This window comes from Luteolibacter pohnpeiensis (assembly GCF_016595435.1).
Lineage (GTDB): Bacteria > Verrucomicrobiota > Verrucomicrobiia > Verrucomicrobiales > Akkermansiaceae > Luteolibacter > Luteolibacter pohnpeiensis.
In genome coordinates, this window is the sequence record NZ_JAENIJ010000144.1 from 1 (window position 1) to 820 (window position 820).

Annotated in this window: 1 protein-coding gene; it reads left to right on the top strand. The window is 55.2% G+C overall.

Going from position 1 to position 820, the window contains the following annotated elements; all coding sequences use genetic code 11:
- Positions 1 to 143 precede the first annotated feature (143 nt).
- Complete coding sequence (locus tag JIN85_RS20640) at positions 144 to 743, top strand: hypothetical protein (protein WP_200274412.1); 600 nt, start codon at positions 144 to 146, stop codon at positions 741 to 743.
- Positions 744 to 820: the final 77 nt, after the last annotated feature.

The window sequence follows — 820 nt, forward strand, 5'->3', positions numbered from 1 at the left end:
GCTTGGACAACTCATACCCAAGGCCCGGAAGAATAATGCCCAACAAGCCGCGGCATCCGACGGCGACAAGCCGCCAATTTGATTTCGAGCTTCCATCCCGCCGCGGATGCGCTCAATCGTTCTGCAAAAAAATGTCCCGCGTCATGACTCTCCTGCTGAGCTTGGCTCTGCCGCTTTATGGGGCGGAGGAGAGCCCGCTCGATTATGTCGTCGACAGCCTTCGCATTGAAGCCAATCACGGGGTTGTCGAGGCTACGCATGGTGCACTTTCATGGCCAAGAATCATTGATAGAGCGCCAACCGCACTCACTCCATGGCATGGCACTAGCGCCAGAGTGACGGTGCAGATGCCTACCGATGAGGTTGCCACGTTTCTCACAGAGAACGGCTTCGAGAGAGAGCGAGCCGTGGAGTTGCTCGCGGAGCTACCAGCACTAAAGCGATTGTTTTCCGACTCCTCGCCCACCTACTCAGTTTGGCTTGTGCTCCCGAGACTGGGAAGCGTTGAGATCACAGCATTCCCGAGTGAGGATGATGCCGGATCCTCCAAGTTCGATCTGTGGGTGACTCAGTTCACTGCTTTCTTTGTTCGCCCAAAAATCGAAGAGTCAGAACAAGGCATCGCACCACAATCCGCTACCCGTTCCGAGTTGGATTCAGAGGGTGGCGAGAAACCTCAACCAGAATCGGAGCCTCGCCCCCGGCAGCGGATGTGTGGACTCTGGACGTTCTCCTCAAAATGAATCCCGAATTTAAGCAACTACTAATAACGATTGGGATCTGTGTTCCGGTCGGACTCCTAGTTGGTGTCCTCCTGAGG